Raw genomic sequence first — 21,228 nt, 5'->3', positions numbered from 1 at the left:
CGTATCACCTCCTTTCATATTGCTTTTTTTATAAATCGATAAAAGATTAAGCTGCGCATTAAAACTCTAAAATCTAAATCAAATGCATATTCTGGTCGAGGTTCTTTACAAATTTTTGAGATAGCTTTCTTAATTACCTCTACATTTAGAAATTCAGAGATTACTGGATCTACACTAAGTCCTTCAACTTCCTCAATAAATTCATTCCAAAAAGGAGCCATACGGTAAACACCATCTGCACCTTGAATACCGCGAACCCGTTGATTCAATCGTACTTTATCAGGAAGGAAGCTCTTTGTGGCTCTCCGAATCAGGGCTCTATCTAAACCATTTTGAACATACTGTTCTTCTGGGACTGACAAACAAAATTGAATCAATCGTAAGTCATTTGTGGGATCACGATCCCATAAGGCATAACGTAATGATAATTTCGTTTCATACGTGCCATTTATGCTCCAATAATATGGTTTTTCAAACTGTTCTCTTTTCATGTCATATGCATTAGAAATAGCGGTGCCTGTTATATCGATTTCTTGTTCTCTAAGTCTGTCAAAAACATTCATTTCCCTTGCAAATTCCGGATTAATTATTACGGAATTTGCATCTTGTTTTCCTGAAAAAAGTAACTGATGCAAAAATGGAAATGCCTTTCGTCTTACCACTTCAAAAACACGTGATTTTTTTACTCCTATATTTCTACTATATAAATATAGTTCACGATAAAAACGAATCCAATGTAGCTTTTTCAATAACATTGCCTGGTAATCTAAAATAGGTCCCCATGATACTGTCCAATTACCTCTTTGACCACTAAGAAGTACTCCTATTCCATGCTGAGATGCTTTTTCATAAACTCCACTCAACCAAAAAGTATTCTCAAAAAATTTATATGGCATCTCCATTGTTTCCAGCCAATCATCAATTTCCGATAGTGGGCTTCTCTCTGGCAATTCTAAATAATAATCCTGTATATTTCCTACATGCTCTACAGTCGATTGAATAAATGGTCTTTCGTCAGCTATCCTACCTTTGTGTGTCCAATCTTCAAATCCTTCTACTGGAACATAACTATACGTATGTAATTTTTTATTTTCAGTCCGTAAATCCCTTGCAGCAAAACTAACGACAGAACCTGAGTCTAACCCTCCACTCAAATGGGCTCCTACTTGGTGATGTGTTCGCAAACGTGCCTTCACTGCGCTTTTATACACCTCTCGAAACGCCTCTTCATACTCTTCATTTGATTTTAAATTAAGCATTTCCCCAACAGTTGGTATATAGTATCTTGAAAACTTCACTTCGCCTTCCTTTACCAAAATAGTGTGTGATGGAGGCACTTGTTCTATATATTTGTGAACTGTTAACTGTGGATCTACCGATTCGAAATTTACAGGTATAGCTAAAAATTCAGCAATCCACTGCTTATTTAATTTCTTCTCAACATATGGTAGAGAAAATAATGGATTTATAATGGTACAAAAAGCAAATTTTTCCTCACCACGATAAAAATAAAGTGTCCGACTTCCTGAAAAATCTCTGGCACCAAAAAGAATTTGTTTTTTCTCATCCCAAATCATAAAGGCAAAATCGCCTACCAAATATTTTGGAGCCGCTTCCCCCCATTTCTGATAAGAGAGTAAAATCAACTCACTATCTGTCATGTTTTTTCTATCCGAATAATCCACTTGTAATTTTTCAAATAACTCATCACGATTATCAATAATAGCATCTGCTGTAATTGCCAATTGCTTTTCATAATTATAAAAGGGTAATTGTTCACCAACTGACTCTGGTGTAATCCATTGTGCATGACATCCTAGAAAAGCATTTTCTTTGTGCCATATTTGAATATCGTCAGCAGGGTACTTTTGTAATTCACTCATTAATCGTGTGCCATGTTCAATTGATATAGGTTCATTATTAAAGTGAATAATGCCAGTTATAGCGCTCATTTCTTCCTCCTAATATATGAAAAGTTACTACAAATACTATTTACATATTAAATTCGTTAAACACACCCTTTTATCATTCTTTTTAAAGAACAAAATTATTTGTTTTATTACTTTCTCAATTACATACTTTAATTTACTTGCAGACTAATATATAGGTATTTAAAACCTATAATCATCACTTTTTTATATTAATTGAAACTAAATATCCCAAAACAACTTTCGCAAAAATTCACTATAAAGAACAAATAGTAGTACGTATACAAATCTAATTCCATTTTCACTTACTTTTCTTTTAATTCTTCCATTCTATAGCTTTTAAAATACCTTGAATTACCCTTTGTTGATCTTCAGCTAACATATTAGATCCTGAAGGCAAACAAATTCCACTTTGAAATAGGGACTGCGACACATCTTCATTTTCGCTATGCGGATAATACTTCTTCTCTTTAAAGAGCGACTGCATATGAAGTGGCTTCCACATAAGACGCGCTTCAATGTTCTCTTCTGCTAAAGTTCTCAACAATTTTCCAATAGAGATCCCGGATTCCTTTTCATCAATTGCCAATGTAGTAAGCCAACGATTTGAGCGTGTATTTTCTAATTCAGGCATAAAATAAAATCCTGGTATGTGAGATAGCGCTGCGTAATACCGTTTATATATAGACCTTCTAGCTTTCACCCTATCTTCTAACACTTCTAATTGTCCTCTACCAATACCAGCTAAAATATTACTCATTCGATAATTATATCCTATCTCACTATGTTCATAATGTGGCGCTGGATCCTTTGCTTGTGTCGCTAAAAACCTCGCTCTCTCTAATGCTTCTACATCATTAGAAACCAGCATTCCACCACCTGAAGTTGTAATAATTTTATTTCCATTAAATGAATAAACACCAAACTTCCCGAATGTACCGCTTGCTTTTCCTTTATATGTAGATCCAAGAGATTCTGCTGCATCCTCGACTATAGGAACATTGTATTGATTACAAAGTGAAAGAATTTCATCTAGTTTAGCACTCTGACCATATAAATGAACAAGAATGATAGCCTTTGGTAATTTCCCTGCTTTATCAGCTTCATATAATGCATGTGCCAATGCATCCGGTGACATATTCCATGTTTCCGGTTCTGAGTCAATAAATACTGGTTCAGCTCCCAAATAAACAATTGGATTTGCACTCGCTACAAAAGTAAAACTGGAACAAAATACTGTATCTCCCTTTTGAATACCTAATAACCGCAAGGCTAAATGAATAGCAGCAGTACCTGAACTAACTGCAGTACCTCCCTTAACTCCTACAAAAGATGCAAGTTCCCGTTCAAACCCATCGACATTTGGGCCAAGAGGAGCGATCCAGTTGGTATCGAATGCATTTTGAATATATTTGTGTTCATTCCCACTCATGTGCGGAGAGGAAAGGTAAATTTTCTCCTTATTTTTTATCATCATTCTTCATCCTCTCCTTAATTTACTACATTAATAACCTTTGCCGGAATACCAACAGCAGTACAATTAGATGGAAAATCATTTATGACAACAGAACCTGCTCCAACGATAGACCACTTTCCAATTTTAACACCTGGGATCATAGTAGCTGAGGCACCTATATGTGCCCCTTCTTCTATAATGATAGAACCTGAAAGTGTAGCATGGGGTGAAATATGAACAAAATCATCGATTATATTGTCATGTTCAATGATGGAACCTGTATTAATAATAGTATGATTACCAATATTAGTATCAGCATTAACAACCACATTCGGCATAATTACTGTTCCGTTCCCTACATGAGCATAAGGACTTATAATTGCTGTTTTATGAATTAATGTAGCATACATCTCAATCGGTTGATTTAATATTCCAAAAATTCTTTTTCTGACTTTATTATTCCCTATGGCAATAACAAGCTTTATATCATTAAAATTGTTGATAATTTCCCATGCATCTTTAATTGCCCCAAAATAAAGGTTATCAATAATAGTTTTATCTGTATATAAATCATCTAAATAGCCAACTATTTCATATCCTTCATTTGATAAGATGATATCCTTCACTACCTTACTATGGCCACCATGCCCAATTATTAAAATTTTCATTTCCCCTCCCCCTTTATTTCTATTTTCCCTCCAGTAAATCGCTCCATTGTTACATGGCCAACATGATTTATCCCCTCTGTTTTAAATACTTTTGTTATTGTAAGTACAATTATATTCAAATCTAATAAAAAGGAACGATTCTCTACATACCATACATCTAATTCAAACTTTTCTTCCCAAGTAATCGAATTCCTCCCATTTATTTGTGCCCATCCCGTAATTCCTGGTTTTACACTATGCCTTTTAGCCTGTTTACTAGAATATAAGGGTAAGTATTCCATTAATAATGGTCTTGGACCTACTAAACTTAAGTCGCCTTTTATAACATTTATAAGTTGAGGTAACTCATCTATACTATATTTTCTAAGCGTTTTCCCAAAAGCAGTTAATCTGACTTCATCTGGAAGCCAATTCCCATCTCCATTTATTTCATTAGTCATTGTGCGAAACTTATATAAATAAAAAGGAATTCCATTCATTCCCGGACGCTCTTGTTTAAATAAAATGGGAGAGCCTAATTTTATTCTTACTAATATAGCTACTATGCATATAACAATTGAAAATAATAATAATAACAATAAGGATACGCACACATCAAAAAGTCTCTTCATTCACAATCATACTCCTCACATTTTGTTTAAAATACCTGGACAAACTATTTTCTACTGGTAATTAATTTAGTTCTTTTCCAATAAAAAAACTAGAATATAAAAACTATTCTAGTTAGAGATTAACCCAAAGCGTTTAAACACAGCTAAGACATCCACGTATTCCCATACTATATTTCCATCTTTACTAGTACCACTTGTATGCGAAGGAGCAGTTTTACCACTAATACCTGCCACTACAGATTTATAAACATTACCATTGGCATTTATAAAACTATTTATCTGATATTCTTTTTCAGCTACCCAAAAATTTTTATTTGCTGTACCAGCAGTGATACAGACCCAACCAATATATCCACCTACTGTTGGGGTATCATTGTACAGCAATTCACCACGACTATACGTTCCAAAGGTAGGTTCTGATGATACTAAAGAAGATTGTGGAAGATTACCTAATATATTCTTTTCTAATTGGTTGTTCACATTATTTGTAAATGTTATATTAGAATTAATTTTCTTGTTATCCTGTACTAGTATAGTAGTTCTTGGCACAGGAAGTGTTGAGTTTTGCTTTCGATACACACCTTCAATTGTAATATTCCCTGTTGTATTTATACCGTTATCATTTTTTGTAATAATCGTATTGTCACAGAGCTTCAAATAATTTTCTACAAAAACCCTAATGGTATGCAATGAACCGAGAGAAACACCCTTCCCATTCACTTCAAACTTATTATCCGTAATCTCTATTCTAGGTATATAAATAAATGCAACTCCCGCTCCCCTAGCTTCATGAACCGCTAAGCCATAAGGAGCATCCCAAATAATTTGATTTCTACTAAAAACATGTGTAATATACCCTTTGTCTTTCGCCAAGCTCTCGATACCATAAATATCACCACCATCAAACCTAAAAGATTGATTTTTAAAAATAGTTTTCTCAACTCTCATAGATTCAGCAGCCATCATTCGACTATAATTTGCAGTTCTACCACTATGAATAAACTCGCAATCCTCTACAATTAAATTCTTTGCTCCTATATAATGTCCACCATTACATTCATTTGTCAAAAACTTTACAGAAGAAAATATAGCAGTTTCCGTTTGACCATAGCCAGTTGTCGCTATACTTTTTGCCCTTCTTATATCAAACAAGGAATTTCGTATCTCCAAATACTTACTCCTAAAATCAATAATTCCATCCTTATCAGGATCATCAAAAGTAAATTTACAATTGATTATTTTTACTGTCTCACCACTTAGAGCAATTGTACTTTTTGAAAAAACACAATTTTCTAAAGTTGTATTCCCTCCAACGATCCCGCAACTCTGACCGAATATTGTATCATTCCTAAATGTACAAAATGTTCCATCAGCTTCAATTCCACTAGTTATAGATCTCCCCGTAATTGCACCATAATACATATTATTTATGGAAAAATAGTCATCTCCACTACCAGATAGATAGACATTCCCTTTCATTTTATTACTTTCTAAATAGACACCTCTAGTACTAATACACACAAAAGCTCCAGCTCTATTGTCATATATATCAGAATTTCTAATCGTTATTTTTTGATTATTCATATATCCATCTTCAATATCTATCCCATAACCAGGATTACAACCTATTGATCGATTCATTGCATTACTATTATTGAAAATTTCACACCCATCAAAAGTGATAAATCTTCCACCATTTATTGAAGCTCCAAGTCTTCTATTTTTATAAGATTTACAACCCGAAAAATATACATATTGTGGAATTTTAGCGCACATTACATAGTGCAAATTACTATTCATTAAGTCGAAATTTTGCAAGAACGAAAACCTTACTTTTGTAGTACCAGTCGGCAATGAATCTAAATATATAAATTCATAAGATCTAGAGTTTCTATACCCTAAATATGAACCATTACCCGCATAAAAATGTACTTTTATAGTAACTTTATTTAAATTACATCCACTTCCATATCCACCATAACCATCCCCTGAATAGTAAAAATACCCAACAGATTTCACTATGTCTCCAGTAATATCAAAAAATTTAACTACTGTTGTATAATTAACTTTAGTAATGTCCAAATTTCCTTTGCTATCAATGTCACCTTTTGCAAAGTGATCCGGATGTGACATTCCACCTATCGCTGAAAAATCCATAGATGTTACCAATCCATCCCCAGTACACTCACTTACTTCACAGTTTTTTACAGAGATGTTATAACATGAGTTTTTACATTCAATTCCATGCCCCCACTCATGTGTACCTCCACTTGAATAATCATGATTTTCCCTATCTCCTTTAACTATTGCACCTATTATTTCTACATTTTTTATTCCATCACATAGCAATATGTTATATTTTATAAGATTATTAGCTTCTTTCTCAAATACACATTCATAAAATCTATACGTCGTATTACTACAAAGTTTCACAGAAGAAGTTTTCTCTATAAGGTACTTTCCTTTTGGTAAAACCACTATTTGAAAACCTTCTTTATTCGCCCATAAAAGTGCATCATTTAATCCCTGTGTCGTCTTTACAGCTGCTGTACCGTCATTATTTATTCCCCAACGTTCAAGTTCAACTGTATAAATAGTCAATTATTTCACCTATCTTCACTGGCTTACATACACGATTACAAAAATCAACATTTGTATTTAGATTAAATTTTGTAAAACCATTAAATATACGCATAAACAATTCACTATTATCAATTGAAGGCACAAGTTCATTTCGGCTTAATACATTTAATTCTTTTCGTATTTTACTGATAACTTGATTTTTTCTCATGATTTAAAACATACCTCCATTCTTAATAGAAGTATATTCATTTAACTCAATAACGGTATAGATATCTATCATACTCTTCCAAGTTAATTTATAGTTAAAATTCCCCTCAATTACTCACAACATGTTAATTACAATGTGCTACAAATATTTTAAATGTTCCCATCTCATATTTATTAAGCATGTACATTCTAGATTCATCCGTATGATTAACACTGGACTGTACTGAACTTTCTTCCTAACAATCACGATTACCTAAATATTTGTTGTCAGTCCGTATTACTTGAAGTATCTTGTATGACTTTCTTTCTTTTAAATCTATATAATATATTTTGAATAACCTGCCTAAACGTATCCTTTTCATATTTATTCATTCCCGTAAGCCACATCAAACAAATATATACGATTGAAAATAAAATAATCTTCACAAATAATTCCTGCCATTTGTAAGCAAGTATCCATCTATTTAATGTCATTCCAAACACTAAACTTGCCCCAAAAGCAAAACTCATACAAGTAATATTTGTCCAAAACCTTGGTATATCTATATTGATCTTCTTCCAATAATAAATATTCATAATGATTATATTCCCAATAGTAAATGCTACAGCTGTACCTAAAGCACTACCAATTGCCCCCCACCATTGAACAAATATTATACTTATAACTACGTTAACAAAAGATGTTACGACATATGTAATAGATTTAAACCCTTGCATGTTTTTTGCCTGCAGTATAATTCCACCTATACTTTGTACTAATGATACAATCATCGGAACTAAGATTATAATAGCTATAATAAAGGCCTCATTATATTCTTTTCCAACCCATAAATGAATAAATTCTTGACCGAAAACAATAAAGCCACTTAAAACAAATGATAAAATGATATATTGAATTCTACCTATCTTGATAAACAAATCTGATATTTCTTTATCAGATGCCTTTTTTGTAACCATCCCTGTAATTCTACTCAAAAAAACATTCGATATAGCTGCAGCAAGCCCTGAGAAATAACCTGTAAAAGATGCACCTATAGTATATATGGAAATTGCTGCTGCTCCACTATATATCCCTAAGATAACTTGATCTGTGGACCAATATATCTTATCTATTATTAAATTTAAAAATATTAAAGATGAAAATCCCAAGATTTCCTTCAATAATCCAATTTCTATTTTTTTAAATACTATTTTTATCCTTAACACTTTAAAACAGTAATACATATTAATTACAATTATTATAAAATTTATTGCTGACGTTACTATCGCTATAGACACTGATCCGTAGCCCTTAATAAGAAGCGGTAACATTATAAGCGGCACTACTATAGCCCCAACAATACCTAGAATTTTTTGAAAAATAAATCTTTCATAAGCTAATACTACAACACTAAAAAAGCCGAATCCTATTCCTATAGATATATTTATTACCATTATCACCATTAAAGTTTTGAGTTTATTTATTTCCTCCACATTTAATGAACTTGAAAATATACTATCTGCAGTTAATGTTAATATAATACCTGTAATTAGTGCTATTCCTCCCAATACCCCATACATAATACTAAACATTCCATACAGGCGTGAACAATTCTCTTCATCTTTAAGTGCTCTATACTTCGCTGTATATCTAATTACTGCATTTCCTAAACCAAAATTTAATACTCCTACATACCCTGCAACTGATGTAGCTAAACTATATAAACCATATTCCGATTGACCAAGTAACTTTAACATAATAGGAGTATATAAAAGTGAAATAGAACTATTAATAACTAGAGCCGCATATGATAATATTGCTCCTGCTTTAATTTGACTTTTCATTTGAAAATTTCCCTCTCATATTAAACTTCCACTTTATCACTTTTCTTGCAAAGTTAAATATATTAGCTTTAAAAAAATTCATAAATTCTTTTCAATTCTAATTTTTTATCAAAATTTTCATTTGCCAAATTCCCAGAAAAAACTTCACATAGACTGCGATTATCTATTAAACTTTTTACACCTTCATAAATATCATCTTCACAAATATTTACAATCATTCCTGTTTCCCTATTCTTAATTTGTTCTTTTGCCCCAGTAAAATTTGTGGTTACAATTGCTTTGTGTAAACACTTTGCTTCAGCAAGCGTTATACAAAACCCTTCATATCTGGATGGTTGCACATATATATCACAAGTTTTCATATAGCCATATGGATTTGTTAACTCTCCCAACATAATAAAATCTCTTTCTAAACCATATTCTGCTATTAATTTTTCGTATTCCTTTCTAGCCCCACCTTCCCCCACACAATACCATTTAACTTTATATCCCTCATTGATTAATCTTGCCAGTACTTTAATAGCAAGATCTTGCCCTTTTTCATTTGTTAATCTACCAACTGTTAATATTCTTATTCCCAAAAAATTATCGTTAAATCTCTTTCCTTCTTTTGCTTTATTCTGTATTAATTTTGCAGAAATTATATTAGGACATACCTCTGTTTTCTGTTTTATAGAAGGAATGATACTAAGTAACTTATATTTTGCTTCATTAGATACAACAAATATATGATCAAATTTTTTGTATAGCTTATCTGAAAATATTTGATTAAATTTGATTTTTGTTACATCAAAATGAATCCATTGAAATTTCCTTTTTGCTTTTATTTTATTAATAACAAAATAACTTATGAAATCCATTGGACCAGCATAAGCTACTGCAATATCATATTCATCTTCCACTACAGGATACTCTCTAAGTACATATTTAAAAAAAAGGCTTCTATCTTTTATAAACTTCGTTAAAAGATGTAGAAGCATTATTCTGGAACCTCTTATTATTTCCCCTTCTTTTAGCAAATTTAAAAAAATTATGTGAGGCGGCTCATTTAATATACCTTTTATCTCTTCGTACTCTTCAAAATATTTAATGTGAACTTCTCTAGGAATAGAATTAAAAAAACCACCGTATTTCTCTAGCATTAAAATAGTTATACTATACTTATCTTTTGGAATTTCAGATATCATATTAAGTAATGCCTTTTCGGTTCCCCCAACATTCATATTAATGACCATAAAGATAATATTTTTTTTCATATTCCCTCCGATTTCACTGCCTCATTACCTAAAAATTTATCTAATTTTTCAAACTGTTTCTTCGCCTTAATCATTGTGGCCTCTAAATTAAACTTATAATCAATGGATGCATCTATAACCTTTTCATCATATTGTAATTGCAGATTTTCCATATCTATTAAAGTCTTATTAAAATCAATATCTTTCAGGATATTGATGGTCTTCTGACTATATATTATAGGAATAATTCCAATACCTAATAATAACGCTAATATATTAGCATGAAATCTCGCTGCAATTAATAATTTAAAAGAGGCCATCATTTCGATAGCCTCTTTTAAATTGCCCCTATATTCATAAATTACTATATTCTCTAATGCATTAGAGGAAAGACGTGATTGAATTGTGTTAATCACATCCAAATCACCCTCTTGTTCACAAAATGACATTAAATAACATTTATTACCTTTGTTCACTAATAATTCTATTGTCTTTATAGTACTACGTATATAATCAGTATAATAATGGGCTAGCCCTTGTTTATGTCTGACATCTATTATTGAAAATCCAATTCTTTCTTCAGACAAATCTAACTTATATTCATCTGTATTCATCTGAAAAACAATATCTGATGCACACCTAACCTGCGGTAAATCTTCAAATAGTTGATATGAATATACATCTCTAAAACAAACATCATCACATAACTCAAAAAACTTTCTATAGTCATCAAGAAATTCTTCCGTTTTAAAAGGACCAAAATTCGCTCCTAATATAAATACTAATTTTTTTCTTCTCTTAAATTCCATAACCATTTTCATTCTATCTCGATATAAAGAGCTATGGTACGCTTCTTCTCTAAAAATAGATCCTCCTATAAATAGTATTGCGTCATGTTCTTCTGCTATTTTTTCATAGTTTGTTATATTATCTGATAATTTTAGGCGTTGTCCAATTTTATTCAGCAGTGTATATTTTCTTCTGCTAACATTATTATATTGAGAAATAAATTGATCATAATTTGAACCTAAATGATTCACTGTAAAATAACAATTTGGATATTTTTTTACAAGGATATCTAAAAATAAATCATCTCCAAAATTAAACATCAAATAAATGTCAACAAACACTTTTTTCATTTTATTATCAACACCCTCAATTTTCTATTAAATCATAGAATTTCTCCAATTGATTTACCGAATTATAAGGCTCCATAGAGTTTAATTCTTTAGATATTTCTTCTCTAAAATCATTATCATCTATATATCTTCTCACGCCTTTGTATATACTCTCTATATCATGTTCTACTATTAAACCATCTGTATTATGATTAATAATTTCTTTTGCCGTAGCAAAGTTAGTACATACAATAGTTTTTTTTAATATTTTCGCTTCACTTACCGTAAGTCCAAACCCTTCCTTTAAAGATGTTTGTACATATATATCGCAGTTTTCCATGTATGGATAGGGGTTTAACTTTTTTCCTAGTAATACAAAATAACCATTCAATTCATATCTATCTATTAATTCTTGAAGCATGCTTTTTTCTGGTCCTTCTCCAATTGCATACCATTTAAATTTATAACCTGATGCTTTTAACAATTTCGCTACTTCTATAGCCTTAAAATACGCTTTTGCAGTAACCAATCTTCCAACTGTTAAAATATTTATAATCGTTTTATCAAACTCCTCCACTTCATATTCCTGAGCTAATTTATGAATCATACTAGGACACACAATATCTAATAGAATATCAACCTTTTCATTATATTCTTTTCTGGTTTTACAAACCGAATTTTTAGTATTTTCTGAAACCACAATTATTTTATCCATCTTCTTATACGATTTAAAATCAACCTCTTTATCATATAATGTATTTGCATAGTCAGTATTTATCCATGCTAGTTTTTGTAATGCCGACACTTTATTAGCAACAAAATATGTAGGCATTCCCTGACTATAAGCAATCGCTACATCATACTTTTTCCGTATCGGCATAATGATTTTATTTAAGCTTTGAAAGACCACTTGTTCACTATGTAAAACAGATTTTCTATAATTATTTAGTCTTAAGTTGAGAGAGGTTTTTATTCTATAAGAAAGATATGTAAACCTTTTACTTTTAGGAAACTTCTCATTATTTATGTAACGAAAATAAGAAGGGGATTTCAAAACATTCACATAATTAGGTATATAAGTTTCGAGCTCTCCTCCTTTTTTAAAAAACATAACATCAATTGCATACTTTGAAGGATCAATTAAATTTAATAAAGAAATCAAACTTTTTTCTGCTCCACCTATGGTTAGCGAATCAATAACAAAGAGTATATTTTTTTTCATATATTTATTTACCTCCCCCCTCTTAATTTCCCTTTAATATTTCTTAATTTATTTAAATATATTCCGTATATAACACTTAATATTATAAATCTACTTCTAATAATATATATATATAATTGGTAAACCTTAGTGTCTGACGAAAATGAATTAATATATTTTCTAACGTATTTCATAGACAAAATTTTCTTTGTATTTAATATAGAAGCTTTTATACCTATTGATTTTATATTTATACTTTGTTGTTCGATTAAATTCAATACATTGTCTTGAATTCTCCTCGTAATTATCTCATGTATCTGCTTTTCATCTAACTCCACTGATTTAAATATTTCCTCAATTCTCTTACAAACCGATATATAATTTTGCATATAATGTATTGAAATATTTGTACTTATACTATATTGATTTAACCTATTGTAATTATATAAATAGGCTTCTATATACTTGAACCTTTTACATTGAGCTGCGTATTGCAAAACAAAGACTAAGTCCTCACACATAAATATCTCTTCATCCATCTTTAAGTTGGATGAAGAAATTATCTCCCTTTTGTATATTTTCCCCCACAACACTCCCCCAGTTCCCTTACAAACCATCTCCATGAAGGAATTTACAGAAATACTACTTTCAAAATTAAAATCTGAACAATTCAACACGCCATATTTAGAAATATCTTTATAGCCACAACAAACTAAATCAGAATTGGAATTAATCATTTCATTTAATAAATACATAACATAATTTTCATTTACAGTATCATCCGAATCAAGAAAAATTACATACTCTCCTGTTGCATTTAAAATCCCTTTATTTCGAGCTTTAGAAGGGCCACTATTATTTTGATAATAATATGTTATTCTATGATCTATTTCTCGATATACATTAATTATCGTTTCACTTTCATCACTTGATCCATCATTTACAATTAGTATTTCAATATTTCTATACGTTTGTCGAATTATACTCTCTAAACATTTAGAAATGAATTTTTCAGAATTATACACTGGCACTATAATGCTTACCTTCGCTTCCACATCCTCCTCTCCCTTCTGAATTAGCTTAATCTATGTAATCTCTCACAGGTTTACACCACATAACCAGACTCTTTTATTCCACTTATAACTATTTATTTTATTGATTAAAAATTTTATATAATTTTTCAATTTCACTAATATTTCCATAGTCTGCCTGCATCGTATTACTAATTAACCTCGTTTTTAATTCCGTATCCTCAATTAACGTTTTTATTCCCTCGACTATTCCTTCTACTCCCATTGGAGTTATCCATCCATCAAAACTATGACAAAGCTGCCCTTTTGCTGTAGGGAAATTTGTTATTACTACCGCTTTCCCTAGAATTTGTGCTTCTCTCACTGTCACGGCTTTCCCTTCGTATCGCGATGGTTGACAATAAATGTCACAACTTAAAATATACGGATATGGATTGATTTTTTTACCTAGCAATACAAATCTTTCAGCCATCTCGTTCTCTATTATTAATTGTTTTATATGTGTTTCCTCTCCCCCATACCCTACAACATACCACTTCACATCATAACCTAATTCAACCAATTTTTTACAAGCTAACACCGCCTGATCAAAACCTTTCGCATTGCTTAATCGCCCTACCGAACAAATCTTTATAACTCCAGCACCATCCATCTCATTCTCTACACTTTTTTTTGATTGATTTATTACAAAGTTGGGAGATAAAATATTTTCAATAACAATCGCTTTTTGCTTAAGAGTAGGAAATACCTTCAAAAAAGATTCTTGACATTCCTTAGATACATTAACAATGTAATTGAGCTTATTCCACATTTTTTCATCTAATGGCTTATCTGGGTTCACTACTGTAAAATAGTCTGTATGATTCCAGCCTATTTTTATATCCGCATTTACTTTTTCAAGAATAAAATCATGTGGACCCAAAAAACTTATCGCTACATCATACTCTTTTTTCAATTTAGGTAATATTGGAAGTGAATAGCGCCATGTATATTGCATCTGCTTGTATGTCCCTTGCTCTATATTCTGCCCCTTATTCTTAATTTTCGCCTTTAATTTAGCAAGAATCCTCATAGCTCCTAAATACATATGACCTTCTTTAATGATATTTTTTATAGGTCTTTCAAACGTTGTATACTGTTTTATTACTGGTAATATATTGACTTCTTTAGGAATAAAATTAATAAAATCCCCTTCTTGCCTATATAAAAATAAATCAATATCATATTTTTTATAGTTAAATGTTTCTAACAATCCTATTAAACTTCTTTCTACACCACCTATATTTAATGAATACATACTTATTAATATTTTTTTTCGCACTTACATCCCCTACCCCAAATCAATATCTACTTAAAAATTAAATTTCTTATATGATGTGCAATACGAAATGGCAATCTAGTATATAATAAAGCAATAGCCTTTTCCACTTTCCCCCTTCTATCTTTCCATAAATCAGTACCCTTCCAAGGAGTCATATCTAAATAGCTCTTATACAACGATGTTAATGGATGTTTACACCCTTCTATCCAAGGTCTATTTACAAATGCAGGAGTATAATGAATAAATACAGGGTTTTTTACTGCTTCATCTATTTCATTCTCGTTATAATAATTCTCTAGCTCATAATAACTCATAATTTCTTTCCTACTCATAGTGAAAAAAGGAGTCATTGCATTAAACTTTGGATGAAGATATAAAACCTTATCTTTTAACACACCATTAATAGTTCCTTGATCATGATGGAATACGTTACCATTTTTCTTCTTTATGAATTCCATAAATTTTTGTTCAATATTTTCTTCTCTCCACTTCTTAAGGTTTATTAAGAGCATACCAGCGTTTATATATCCATCACTTTTATCCATATCTATTCTTAATTTAGTTTGATTACTAACCGTATCACAAACACCTGCCACAAAACATTCCGTAATATCAATATTCCATAAATCACTTAAACTACTATTGATTATTGAATCACAGTCTAGATAGATAATTTTATCCACCTCTTCTTGAATGATACTTGCTAAAAATAATCTAGCATACGAATTTATTGCAATTGAATCATCAATATTAAGTTTTAATCTATCTAACAAAACATTAAAATTTATGTATTGAATAGTTTTGTTATATTTTTTACAAACTGTGTTTAATTTTTTTTTATTATATGATGAAAGATTATTTTCAATAAGAAAAATATTAATGTTATTAAAATGCTGATTATTTTGCAACAGCGATAGCAACGATACCCCTACATGCTGCGCATAATTATCATCACTTGAATACACAACATTTAAATTCATAATTAGCCCTCCATTATTTAGAAAAGACTTTCCTTACTTTCGAAATATTGTCTCCACCAATTATTTTAGACAAAATAACTTTTAAATTCACCTTCACTCTTACATTCAGCGGCAACCAACTTTTATAAAAATAATGCATTGCATACGTATCTTTAGTAATAAATTTTCTACAATTAATATAATCATATGGAGAAAAATATGTTTGAGGATAAAAAACTCCTGCCCCTTTTATTTCTTGATATTCTCCATTTAGCTTTAATTCTAAATTCTGTAGAATTTCTGTTACAATTGCTACATTTGTCAAATCATTATAAGTTCCATCTTGTTTTATAAACTTTTTATCTGCATAAGAATCCAAAAACACTTTAATAAGCTGATTTCCTTTTCTTGCACCTATCGTACTAGTAGCTATATAATTTTCTTGTTCGAATCCCCAAAAAGAATGGTGATGTAATAAATCATCAAAAGATTTAAAAACTTCGACATCAGTATCTAAATAAATTCCACCATAGTAATACAACACATGAACTCTTACATAATCACTTACAAATGCATATTTCCCCTTTTCATAGGCTTCCCTAGTATATATATTACAATTAATATCGAAATTTTTTTCATTCCACTCTATTATCTCAAACTCCGGTAAATGCTTCTTCCAGCTATTTATACATTTTTCTACCATACTGGGCTTTTCTTTTCCTCCAAACCAGCAATAATGTATTTTACGAGGAATCTTCTCCCGTATATTTTCCAAATTACTCCCTCCACTCACTTAATCCCCTTCTAACATTAGCTCAAAAATAACTACTCTTATAAATAACTCCCAAAGTAATAATATGTTCATAAACAAAATAAATAAAATAGCATAACAAGATGCTATAATAAATTAATTTTCGATCCTTTTTTGTAAATAACTTTATTACCCATGCAATTAATATCAGTTGATATAATCCGAAATAAATAGAAAATCTTGCAAAAATCCAATTTTGTGTTGAAATAAACATAAATACCGTGCCAAGTAAAGCCATATTTACGATAACATCACATTTAGGAAAAATCTCTCTCAGTCTATCCCTACCAATATACGCCAGAATAAGCGGTGTCGAATCCACAACAACCCTCAATATATTAGCTCCACCTTCATGAAATTCTTTATATTGACTATATTGAGTGTCTTCTATTGCTTTAAATAAAACCTCTGTAAATTGATTGAATCCTATAACTATAAGTACTGCTAAAAAAAGAAGCAAAAATGTTATCCCTGACCACGCTCTCCTTCTTATTAAAAAATAAACAGGAATAAGCACTAGTGCACTTTGATGAAAAGTTGAAGCAAAGAGTACAATTAACACATACATTTTCCAGTTACCATCAAAAATATATTTTGTTGCTGCAAAAACAATAGCTGCAGCCAAATACTGCCTTATTCCATTCATAGAGACTAAATACATTCCAGATGTTATGTATACATAGAGGCTTATCTCAATTAATCTTGAATATTTATATAAAGTAACTACAATTAATAAATTTGTTATTAGTGCTGTAATAAAAACCATAACTTGAGGGTCATTAATGTATCCCTTTAAAATCATTTGAAAAATATTGAATCCCATGTCCTTATTATTTTGGATATATTCCCAATTAAATTCAGTAACATTATATGCATGCATATAAAAATAAGTATCCCCAATATTATTCCGAAGTCCCGCTACCAATACAAGTGATAGAGCCGCCATTAAAACCAATAATCTATTTGGCTTTATCAATGTAAAATCATTAGTTACAGGTATAGCAAAATACCTTGCAAAAAATGCGAGTATGAATACTATAGCAAGATTCATCCAAAGTATAGTCATTGTTATTTCCTCTCATTTAATTACTAATTAAACCCCTATATGTTTACTGTTTATTTTTATTTTCATCGTAATGTAAATATAAAGAATAGCCCCAAATGGTAGTGCGCAAAGTGTCAGTCCTTTACATGGCGATTCTTGTATAAACCTTCTATTTCTCGATATGAAACTACTAGATACATAATGTATAGCTTGCCTATACTTAAATAGTCGATTAGTAAATGGTAATTTCATAAGTTCCTTGCGATAAAAAGCAAAACCTTTTGGGTTTCTACGATATTGGTTTAGCATATTCATTGACGATCCATCAGCCATGTATTCCACATAACAAAGCGCTTCGTTCATTAGTAACATCTCATACTGTTGATCTAACATGTAATATTTGTATGCTAACCCTACATATTTTTCATTTTTAAAAATTGGGTATGGATATTTCTTAGTCAATTCTGTGCGATAGACCAATTTTTTATCACCTGTGACACCATGTTTGTTGTAAAGATCAAAAAGCGTGGAGTGTTTAAGGTTCTCTGGTAACTTTGAACCAATTATTTGTCCATTTGTATACAAATCCAATCCAATTATCCCGCTAACTTCTTCATTCCCATAGATACTCCAAAAAGAAAGGATTTTTTCTACAGCTTCATCGGGCATATAATCATCAGAATCAATACAAACATTTAACTCCGTATCAATCATTTCATATGCTGTATTATGAGCACCATGCATCCCTTGATTTTGTTGCCAATGATACTTAATTTTGATATATTTTTCAGCAATCCAGCTATCCACCAATTCTTTTGTGTTATCACTAGATCCATCATCTATTATTAACCATACAAAATCCTTACATGTTTGACGTTTTAAACTCTCATAACAATTTGCAAGACAATATGCTCTATTATAGGTAGGGGTGAAAATCGTTAAATTCTTCAAATTACTCACCTCAAAAGTACAGAATAATAGTCTTGAGTTAATTCAGCCGTATGTTTTATATCGTATCCTTTTTCGAATACTACTTGAGTTGGTGTTTTCCTCGAAAAATTACTAGTTTCTATATTTTTCATTTTTTCTATCCAAGCAAATTTATCTGTTAGAGAAACATGTTCAACTAAATTCATTCCCAGATCCACTTCTTTCGTAATAGTATCAGATATAATACAAGGTAAACCAACTCCTTGCGCCTCTATGAGAGTGAGTGGCAATCCCTCATGTATGGATGGAAAAACAAATACATCAAATGCTTGAAGTATCCTTTCTATATCGTCTCGTATCCCAAGAAACCTTATATGCTTCTCCATATTCAATTCCCTTACTTTATTTTCAATTCCCACGCGAAGCGGCCCTTCGCCAGCTAATAAAAGAATTGAATCTGGCTTAAATTGAGTTAACCGCGCGAATAATTCTATAAGGTAAGCATGATTTTTTTGATGAGCAAATCTTCCAACATGACCTATAACAAGAGCGTCTTTCTCAATTTGTAATTCTTCTCTTACTTGTTTTCGTATTTCTGGACAGAACAAAAATCTATCACAATCAATTCCATTTTTTAAGATTCTAGCTACATCGGCTTTATCCGCAAATAGCCATCTGGCAGCAGCATTTGAACATGCTAACAAATGTGTTGCACATATGGCTATTGATTTTCCCGCATACCATTTATAGATTTTTGCAGCAGTACCACCCTCACTACTAGTATTATGACTATGCGCAATCCTAACTGGCACCCTTGCTTTTTTAGCTGAACGAAGTACAAATCCGCTCATTTTATCCATATGTGAATGAACGATTTTATATTGCGTATGGGTACTAAAGAAGTTATCTAGCGCCTTTATATAGCCCCTATGACCAACATCTGTAACATATGGAATTCTATGAATTTCCCCGCCTAACTTTACTATTTCTTCATCAAACACTCCTTCTTTACATGTTAAAAAATCAAATTGAACTTTGGAACGATCTATATTGCGATATAAATTCATAATTAGCGTTTCGGCGCCGCCTCTATTCATATTTACGACTACGTGTAATACTCTTAATGGAGTACCCACCTTAACTCCTCCATTTCACCCATGAATGTTGTATAAATTTCTTGTTTCTCTTTTAACACTTCATTTACTGAATATTGATTTTTAATAATAGTACATCCATACTGCCCCATCTGAGCTAATACTTTAGGATTTATAGAAATACCCTTTATCCTGTCAGCCATTGCGTTTATATCATCACGATCTACAATCCAACCATTCTTATTATTAATAATCAATTCCCTATGTCCCCGGTTATCAGTAGCTACAACCGGAAGTCCACAAGCCATGGCTTCCATAATATTAACTGGCAAACCCTCCCTGTAACTGGATGCAACTGCAAGGTCACACATTTGTAGTAAGGAAGCTATATCATTTCTGTAACCGAGAAAATGAACCATGTTAGTCACTTCTAGTTGAGTAGCTATTTTTTTACACTCTTCTATTAAAGGACCTTCTCCAGCCAGCAAAAGCTTCGCATGTGGCATTTCATTTTTCAATTGTGCTAATACATGGATTAAAAAGCTTTGATTTTTATTCTTATTAAATTCAGCAGCATAAAACATTAAAAAATCTTTTGTCTTATAACCATTTTTAAGCCTTAATTGCTCTTTTTCACTTTCAGTAACAGGAACATATCGTTCTATATCTAATCCTACACCATGAACAAGTTTAATATTTTTCACCTGAAACCGATGTCTTACGGCTAAATTGTAATCTTCTTGATTAATTGTTATGAGACAATCCGTAGTAGTAGCTAAACTTCTTTCAATCGGATAGTATAGAAGCCAATTTATGAATGGTGATCCTTTACAAAAATGAAATCCATGTGCTGTATATACGACTTTCGTTCCTTGCTGCCTGGCTTTTCGAGCAGCTAAACGAGCAATTACTCCTCCCATAGGCGTATGACAATGAATGATATTATATTTATTTTGATGAATAATTGATTTTAGTTTTTTATATGCGTGGAGGTTTTGTATGCTAAGAGGTGATCTTTGAATAGGAATATTATATTTTTGAGTTACGTACGGAAGATGTATATTCCCATTCGCTGCAACATGTACTTCCCATCCTTGGTCTACAAACCATTTCAAATATGGTAAATGAAAAGCTTTAAAATGATAATCCACAGTTGCACAAAACAGAACTTTTTTAGACACCATCCCACGCACCCGTCTTATTATA

At 31.2% G+C, this 21,228-nt stretch carries 17 protein-coding genes; all 17 read right to left on the bottom strand.

What is annotated here, in order from left to right; translation table 11 throughout:
• Positions 1 to 14: 14 nt before the first annotated feature.
• On the bottom strand, positions 15 to 1,952 hold the full coding sequence (locus tag QCI75_RS09375; protein WP_144505522.1) for a lasso peptide isopeptide bond-forming cyclase: 1,938 nt from the start codon (positions 1,950 to 1,952) through the stop codon (positions 15 to 17).
• A 292-nt stretch (positions 1,953 to 2,244) separates the two neighbouring features.
• Positions 2,245 to 3,402, bottom strand: coding sequence for an aminotransferase class I/II-fold pyridoxal phosphate-dependent enzyme (locus tag QCI75_RS09370; protein ID WP_353761511.1), 1,158 nt, complete (start codon positions 3,400 to 3,402; stop codon positions 2,245 to 2,247).
• Between the two features lie 17 nt (positions 3,403 to 3,419).
• On the bottom strand, positions 3,420 to 4,052 hold the full coding sequence (locus tag QCI75_RS09365) for an acetyltransferase (RefSeq protein ID WP_098319221.1): 633 nt from the start codon (positions 4,050 to 4,052) through the stop codon (positions 3,420 to 3,422).
• Positions 4,049 to 4,663, bottom strand: a complete 615-nt coding sequence (locus tag QCI75_RS09360) for a sugar transferase (RefSeq protein ID WP_353760341.1) — start codon at positions 4,661 to 4,663, stop codon at positions 4,049 to 4,051. The genes QCI75_RS09365 and QCI75_RS09360 overlap by 4 nt, the downstream gene beginning before the upstream one ends.
• Positions 4,664 to 4,771: 108 nt before the next feature.
• On the bottom strand, positions 4,772 to 7,264 hold the full coding sequence (locus tag QCI75_RS09355; RefSeq protein WP_353760340.1) for a right-handed parallel beta-helix repeat-containing protein: 2,493 nt from the start codon (positions 7,262 to 7,264) through the stop codon (positions 4,772 to 4,774).
• A 456-nt stretch (positions 7,265 to 7,720) separates the two neighbouring features.
• A complete protein-coding gene (locus tag QCI75_RS09350) occupies positions 7,721 to 9,277 on the bottom strand; it encodes an oligosaccharide flippase family protein (RefSeq protein WP_353760339.1) in 1,557 nt (518 codons plus the stop codon).
• A 68-nt stretch (positions 9,278 to 9,345) separates the two neighbouring features.
• On the bottom strand, positions 9,346 to 10,533 hold the full coding sequence (locus tag QCI75_RS09345) for a glycosyltransferase (RefSeq protein ID WP_353760338.1): 1,188 nt from the start codon (positions 10,531 to 10,533) through the stop codon (positions 9,346 to 9,348).
• Positions 10,530 to 11,651 (bottom strand): polysaccharide pyruvyl transferase family protein, encoded by a 1,122-nt coding sequence (locus tag QCI75_RS09340; RefSeq protein WP_353760337.1) that lies wholly within the window; start codon positions 11,649 to 11,651, stop codon positions 10,530 to 10,532. Before QCI75_RS09340 ends, QCI75_RS09345 begins: the two co-directional genes overlap by 4 nt.
• Before the next feature lie 16 nt (positions 11,652 to 11,667).
• Positions 11,668 to 12,852 carry a glycosyltransferase gene (locus tag QCI75_RS09335; protein ID WP_353760336.1) on the bottom strand — a complete coding sequence of 395 codons (1,185 nt, stop codon included), beginning with the start codon at positions 12,850 to 12,852 and terminating at the stop codon, positions 11,668 to 11,670.
• 8 nt (positions 12,853 to 12,860) lie between these two features.
• A complete protein-coding gene (locus tag QCI75_RS09330) occupies positions 12,861 to 13,886 on the bottom strand; it encodes a glycosyltransferase family 2 protein (RefSeq protein WP_353760335.1) in 1,026 nt (341 codons plus the stop codon).
• Positions 13,887 to 13,983: 97 nt separating this feature from the next.
• Positions 13,984 to 15,159: a glycosyltransferase gene (locus tag QCI75_RS09325; protein WP_353761510.1), complete on the bottom strand. Its 1,176-nt coding sequence runs from the start codon at positions 15,157 to 15,159 to the stop codon at positions 13,984 to 13,986.
• 50 nt (positions 15,160 to 15,209) lie between these two features.
• Positions 15,210 to 16,163 (bottom strand): glycosyltransferase family 8 protein, encoded by a 954-nt coding sequence (locus QCI75_RS09320; protein WP_353760334.1) that lies wholly within the window; start codon positions 16,161 to 16,163, stop codon positions 15,210 to 15,212.
• Between the two features lie 13 nt (positions 16,164 to 16,176).
• A complete protein-coding gene (locus QCI75_RS09315) occupies positions 16,177 to 16,917 on the bottom strand; it encodes a glycosyltransferase family 32 protein (RefSeq protein WP_353760333.1) in 741 nt (246 codons plus the stop codon).
• Positions 16,918 to 16,957: 40 nt separating this feature from the next.
• A complete protein-coding gene (locus QCI75_RS09310) occupies positions 16,958 to 18,019 on the bottom strand; it encodes an EpsG family protein (RefSeq protein WP_353760332.1) in 1,062 nt (353 codons plus the stop codon).
• A 27-nt stretch (positions 18,020 to 18,046) separates the two neighbouring features.
• Positions 18,047 to 18,949, bottom strand: a complete 903-nt coding sequence (locus QCI75_RS09305; RefSeq protein WP_353760331.1) for a glycosyltransferase family 2 protein — start codon at positions 18,947 to 18,949, stop codon at positions 18,047 to 18,049.
• A gap of 5 nt (positions 18,950 to 18,954) precedes the next feature.
• Positions 18,955 to 20,064 carry a glycosyltransferase family 1 protein gene (locus QCI75_RS09300; RefSeq protein WP_144505535.1) on the bottom strand — a complete coding sequence of 370 codons (1,110 nt, stop codon included), beginning with the start codon at positions 20,062 to 20,064 and terminating at the stop codon, positions 18,955 to 18,957.
• Complete coding sequence (locus QCI75_RS09295) at positions 20,049 to 21,206, bottom strand: glycosyltransferase family 4 protein (RefSeq protein ID WP_353760330.1); 1,158 nt, start codon at positions 21,204 to 21,206, stop codon at positions 20,049 to 20,051. The genes QCI75_RS09300 and QCI75_RS09295 overlap by 16 nt, the downstream gene beginning before the upstream one ends.
• Positions 21,207 to 21,228 lie beyond the last annotated feature (22 nt).

It is taken from the genome of Bacillus cereus group sp. RP43 (assembly GCF_040459645.1).
In the GTDB taxonomy this organism is placed as follows: domain Bacteria; phylum Bacillota; class Bacilli; order Bacillales; family Bacillaceae_G; genus Bacillus_A; species Bacillus_A mycoides_C.
The sequence above is the reverse complement of the archived record's forward strand: the minus strand, read 5'-3'. Positions and strand labels throughout refer to the sequence as shown.

Excerpts from the sequence above, each read along its gene's own strand:
- QCI75_RS09375 (WP_144505522.1), bottom strand. The coding sequence starts at position 1,952 with ATGAGCGCTATAACTGGCATTATTCACTTTAATAATGAACCTATATCA.
- QCI75_RS09370 (WP_353761511.1), bottom strand. The coding sequence starts at position 3,402 with ATGATAAAAAATAAGGAGAAAATTTACCTTTCCTCTCCGCACATGAGT.
- QCI75_RS09365 (WP_098319221.1), bottom strand. The coding sequence starts at position 4,052 with ATGAAAATTTTAATAATTGGGCATGGTGGCCATAGTAAGGTAGTGAAG.
- QCI75_RS09360 (WP_353760341.1), bottom strand. The coding sequence starts at position 4,663 with ATGAAGAGACTTTTTGATGTGTGCGTATCCTTATTGTTATTATTATTA.
- QCI75_RS09350 (WP_353760339.1), bottom strand. The coding sequence starts at position 9,277 with ATGAAAAGTCAAATTAAAGCAGGAGCAATATTATCATATGCGGCTCTA.
- QCI75_RS09345 (WP_353760338.1), bottom strand. The coding sequence starts at position 10,533 with ATGAAAAAAAATATTATCTTTATGGTCATTAATATGAATGTTGGGGGA.
- QCI75_RS09340 (WP_353760337.1), bottom strand. The coding sequence starts at position 11,651 with ATGAAAAAAGTGTTTGTTGACATTTATTTGATGTTTAATTTTGGAGAT.
- QCI75_RS09335 (WP_353760336.1), bottom strand. The coding sequence starts at position 12,852 with ATGAAAAAAAATATACTCTTTGTTATTGATTCGCTAACCATAGGTGGA.
- QCI75_RS09325 (WP_353761510.1), bottom strand. The coding sequence starts at position 15,159 with ATGTATTCATTAAATATAGGTGGTGTAGAAAGAAGTTTAATAGGATTG.
- QCI75_RS09320 (WP_353760334.1), bottom strand. The coding sequence starts at position 16,163 with ATGAATTTAAATGTTGTGTATTCAAGTGATGATAATTATGCGCAGCAT.
- QCI75_RS09310 (WP_353760332.1), bottom strand. The coding sequence starts at position 18,019 with ATGACTATACTTTGGATGAATCTTGCTATAGTATTCATACTCGCATTT.
- QCI75_RS09295 (WP_353760330.1), bottom strand. The coding sequence starts at position 21,206 with ATGGTGTCTAAAAAAGTTCTGTTTTGTGCAACTGTGGATTATCATTTT.